The sequence below is a fragment of the Methylobacterium sp. WL7 genome, assembly GCF_008040085.1.
Taxonomy (GTDB): Bacteria; Pseudomonadota; Alphaproteobacteria; order Rhizobiales; family Beijerinckiaceae; genus Methylobacterium; species Methylobacterium mesophilicum.
This window is the reverse complement of sequence record NZ_VRVG01000226.1, coordinates 1-4,291: the sequence shown is the minus strand read 5'-3', so window position 1 is coordinate 4,291 and position 4,291 is coordinate 1. Positions and strand designations below refer to the sequence as shown.

At 63.2% G+C, this 4,291-nt stretch carries 5 protein-coding genes; all 5 read left to right on the top strand.

What is annotated here, in order from left to right; all coding sequences use genetic code 11:
• Positions 1-649, top strand: a 649-nt coding sequence (locus tag FV233_RS28325) for a DUF805 domain-containing protein (RefSeq protein WP_147899508.1), incomplete at its 5' end; no start/stop codon positions are given.
• 361 nt (positions 650-1,010) lie between these two features.
• A complete protein-coding gene (rpsL, locus tag FV233_RS28320) occupies positions 1,011-1,382 on the top strand; it encodes a 30S ribosomal protein S12 (RefSeq protein WP_007557568.1) in 372 nt (123 codons plus the stop codon).
• Between the two features lie 133 nt (positions 1,383-1,515).
• Positions 1,516-1,986, top strand: coding sequence for a 30S ribosomal protein S7 (gene rpsG, locus FV233_RS28315; protein WP_007557567.1), 471 nt, complete (start codon positions 1,516-1,518; stop codon positions 1,984-1,986).
• 30 nt (positions 1,987-2,016) lie between these two features.
• On the top strand, positions 2,017-4,092 hold the full coding sequence (gene fusA, locus FV233_RS28310) for an elongation factor G (protein ID WP_147899507.1): 2,076 nt from the start codon (positions 2,017-2,019) through the stop codon (positions 4,090-4,092).
• Between the two features lie 72 nt (positions 4,093-4,164).
• Positions 4,165-4,291, top strand: a 127-nt coding sequence (locus tag FV233_RS28305; protein ID WP_246689960.1) for a GTP-binding protein, incomplete at its 3' end; no start/stop codon positions are given.

Sequence of the window (4,291 nt, the reverse complement as noted above, 5' to 3'; positions counted from 1 at the left end):
GGCAGTACCCAACGCAAGTACGCAGGGCGCAATCTCGGGCGACGACGGTCAGCGCTATCGTTTTTCAAGCGCAGATCTGAACGGCGCTAGCACACGGGCTGGGCAGGCTGTGGACTTCGTGGTCGTCGATGGTGAGGCCCGCGAAATCTACCCCATCCCCGGCCAAGCGCCCGTTTTCTCGCCAGCCTTCAGTGAGGCTGTCCGCCAGCGAGATTGGTTCGCATTCTATTTTAATCCAAATGGCCGCATCGGACGTCGTGACTATTGGACCTTTGGACTTTTGGTGCTGATGATTGTGAACATTGTTCTTGGCCTTATTCCAGGCGTAAACATAATCGTTTTTCTTGTTACGGCGTGGTGCGGCCTCGCTCTCGGCATCAAGCGCTGCCATGATGTCAACCGATCCGGTTGGCTGAACGCCGTACCTTACGTCCTCACCCCGCTGTCCTTCCTCTGTGCATCGATTGGCTTTCTCTCATCTTACAGCCGCCATGCGATCGGGGTTCCTGTCTTGTTCAGCACTCTCGCCTTGCTGACTGGCGTTGCCACCTTCGGATTTTGGATCTGGTTCATCGTACAGGTGCTGGCAAAAGCCGGCGACGCGGAGCAGAACCGGTTCGGTCTTCCACCTATCGCCCCGAACGCATAGGACATCGCAGCCCACGCGTTTGACGACCGCGCCGATCATTTGATCGCCGAAGAGCCAAGAATATCGCGATCGACGCATTGACCTGCGGGTTAACCGAGGCTAGAAGCGCGCCACTTCGGACGGCCATTGGCTGCCGACGGCCCTAGGGTTTGACCCCCGGGCGCCGCGATCGCCCCGAGCGATCCGAAGGCTCAAATCGCCTGACGCTCTAAGTCAGATCCGTAGGTACGAGCGCGTTCGTTTCGGGCGTGCTCCTCTGCCCACACCGCGCCGAGGGTCTGTGACAGGACCTCCGGCGCATATTCGTTTTGCGGATTGCCTTGGGCAATCCGGCCAAGGTGACCGAGGAAGAGGGCACAGGATGCCGACGATCAACCAGCTGATCGCCCAGCCGCGGAAGATCCAGCGGAGCCGCAACAAGGTTCCGGCGCTTGACGCTTGCCCGCAGAAGCGCGGCGTCTGCACCCGGGTCTACACGACGACCCCGAAGAAGCCGAACTCGGCCCTTCGTAAGGTCGCCAAGGTCCGTTTGACCAACGGCTTCGAGGTGATCGGTTACATTCCTGGTGAGGGCCACAACCTCCAGGAGCACTCGGTCGTCATGATCCGCGGCGGCCGCGTGAAGGATCTTCCGGGTGTGCGCTACCACATCCTCCGCGGCGTGCTCGACACGCAGGGCGTGAAGAACCGGAAGCAGCGCCGTTCGAAGTACGGCGCCAAGCGGCCGAAGTAAGATCGCCGGCCGGAGTTTATCCGGTCGCGCAAAGGCCTTTCCACGGCCTCGTAAGGATGTCGCCGGCTTCATCAAAAGAGCCAAGGCGGCCTGCGCGGGGTGCTTAAGTCAGACTCGTTTGAGAGTTTAAGAGATGTCCCGTCGTCACTCTGCCGAGAAGCGTGAGATCATCCCGGACCCGAAGTACGGGGACGTGGTGCTGACGAAGTTCATGAATTCGATCATGTACGAGGGCAAGAAGTCGACCGCCGAGCGGATCGTCTACGGCGCCTTCGACATCGTCGAGAACCGCGCCCGGGCCAACCCGATCGAGGTGTTCCGCGCCGCGCTCGACAACGTCGCCCCGATGATCGAGGTGCGCTCCCGGCGCGTCGGCGGCGCGACCTACCAGGTCCCCGTCGAGGTTCGGACCGAGCGCCGTCAGGCCCTCGCCATCCGCTGGCTGATCCAGGCCGCCCGGTCGCGCAACGACCGCACCATGATCGAGCGGCTCTCCGCCGAGCTGCTCGACGCCGCGAACAACCGCGGCAACGCCGTCAAGAAGCGGGAAGATACGCACCGGATGGCTGAAGCCAACCGCGCCTTCTCGCACTACCGCTGGTAAGCGGTTCCGCCGTCTCTCAGGAGCAATCCGATGCCCCGCACGCACGCGATCGAGGACTACCGCAACTTCGGCATCATGGCCCACATTGATGCCGGGAAGACCACGACCACGGAGCGGATCCTCTACTACACCGGAAAGTCGCATAAGATCGGCGAAGTCCACGACGGCGCCGCCACCATGGACTGGATGGAGCAGGAGCAGGAGCGCGGCATCACCATCACGTCCGCCGCGACGACGTGCTTCTGGCGCGAGAAGCGCCTGAACATCATCGACACCCCCGGCCACGTCGACTTCACCATCGAGGTCGAGCGTTCCCTGCGCGTGCTCGACGGCGCCGTCTGCGTGCTCGACGGCAACCAGGGCGTCGAGCCCCAGACAGAGACCGTCTGGCGCCAGGCCGACAAGTACGACGTCCCGCGCGTCGTGTTCGTCAACAAGATGGACAAGATCGGCGCGGACTTCTTCAAGTGCGTAGCCGACATCATCGACCGCGTCGCCGGCAAGCCGGTCTGCCTGCAGCTGCCGATCGGCTCGGAGTCCAGCTTCAAGGGCGTGATCGATCTCATCAAGATGAAGGCGATCGTCTGGTCCGGTGAGACCCTGGGCGCCGACTTCTCCGAGGTTGAGATCCCCGAAGAGCTCAAGGACCAGGCCGTCGAGTACCGCAGCAAGCTGGTCGAGGCCTGCGTCGAACTCGATGACGAGGCCATGGTGGCCTATCTCGACGGCACCGAGCCGGATGCCGAGACGATGCACATGCTCGTGCGTCGCGCCGTGCAGCTGCGCGCCTTCCATCCGGTGCTTTGCGGTTCGGCCTTCAAGAACAAGGGCGTGCAGCCCCTGCTCGACGCGGTGGTGGATTACCTCCCCTCCCCGGCCGATCGCGGAGACGTCGACGGCCTCGACTTCAAGACCGAGGAGCCGGTCGTTCGTCACCCGACGGATTCCGATCCCTTCTCCATGCTCGCCTTCAAGATCATGGACGATCCCCACGTCGGCACGATCACGTTCTGCCGCGTGTACTCGGGCAAGATCGAATCGGGCGCCAACGTCATCAACTCGACGCGCGACAAGAAGGAGCGCGTCGGCCGCATGCTCCTGATGCACGCCAACAACCGTGAGGACGTCAAGGAGGCCTTCGCGGGCGACATCGTCGCCCTCGCCGGCCTGAAGGACACCCGCACCGGCGACACCCTGTGCGATCCGCAGAAAGCCGTGATCCTGGAGCGCATGGAGTTTCCGGAGCCGGTGATCGAGATCGCCGTCGAGCCGAAGTCGAAGGCCGACCAGGAGAAGCTCGGTATCGCGCTCGCCAAGCTCGCCGCCGAGGATCCGTCCTTCCGGGTCTCGACGGACCAAGAATCCGGCCAGACAATCCTCAAGGGGATGGGTGAGCTTCACCTGGACATCAAGGTCGACATCCTGCGCCGCACCTACAAGGTCGACGCGAACATCGGCCAGCCGCAGGTGGCCTACCGTGAGAAGCTGACCCGCCGTCAGGAGATCGACTACACCCACAAGAAGCAGACCGGTGGCACGGGCCAGTTCGCCCGCGTCAAGTTCGTCGTGGAGCCGAACGAGCCGGGTGCCGGCTTCCAGTTCGAGTCGAAGATCGTCGGCGGCGCGGTGCCGAAGGAGTACATCCCGGGCGTCGAGAAGGGCCTCAACTCGGTCCTCGGCGCCGGCGTGCTGGCTGGCTTCCCGGTGGTCGACGTCAAGGTCGAGCTGATCGACGGCGCGTACCACGACGTCGATTCGTCTGCACTCGCCTTCGAGATCGCGTCCCGGGCTGCTCTGCGCGAGGCGCTCCAGAAGGGTGGTTCGGTCCTGCTTGAGCCGGTGATGAAGGTCGAGGTCGTCTCGCCGGAAGAGTACACCGGTTCGGTGATCGGCGATCTCAACTCCCGCCGCGGCCAGATCCAGGGTCAGGACATGCGCGGCAACGCCAATGTCATCAACGCGATGGTGCCGCTGGCCAACATGTTCGGCTACGTGAACAACCTGCGCTCGATGTCGCAGGGCCGGGCGAACTTCACTATGCAGTTCGACCACTACGAAGAGGTGCCGCGCGGCGAGGCCGACAAGGTCATCGCCAAGTACGCCTAGGGCTACGACGCCTAGGGCTGCGCTGGAACCACCTCTTCATCCGCAACACGATTTCGAATTTAGGAGGCTCTGATGGGCAAGGAAAAGTTCGCTCGCACCAAGCCGCACTGCAACATCGGCACGATCGGTCACGTCGACCACGGCAAGACGTCGCTGACGGCGGCGATCACGAAGGTGCTGGCTGAGACGGGCGGTGCGA

Coding starts and splice junctions, on each gene's coding strand:
- rpsL (WP_007557568.1), top strand. CDS start 1,011: ATGCCGACGATCAACCAGCTGATCGCCCAGCCGCGGAAGATCCAGCGG.
- rpsG (WP_007557567.1), top strand. CDS start 1,516: ATGTCCCGTCGTCACTCTGCCGAGAAGCGTGAGATCATCCCGGACCCG.
- fusA (WP_147899507.1), top strand. CDS start 2,017: ATGCCCCGCACGCACGCGATCGAGGACTACCGCAACTTCGGCATCATG.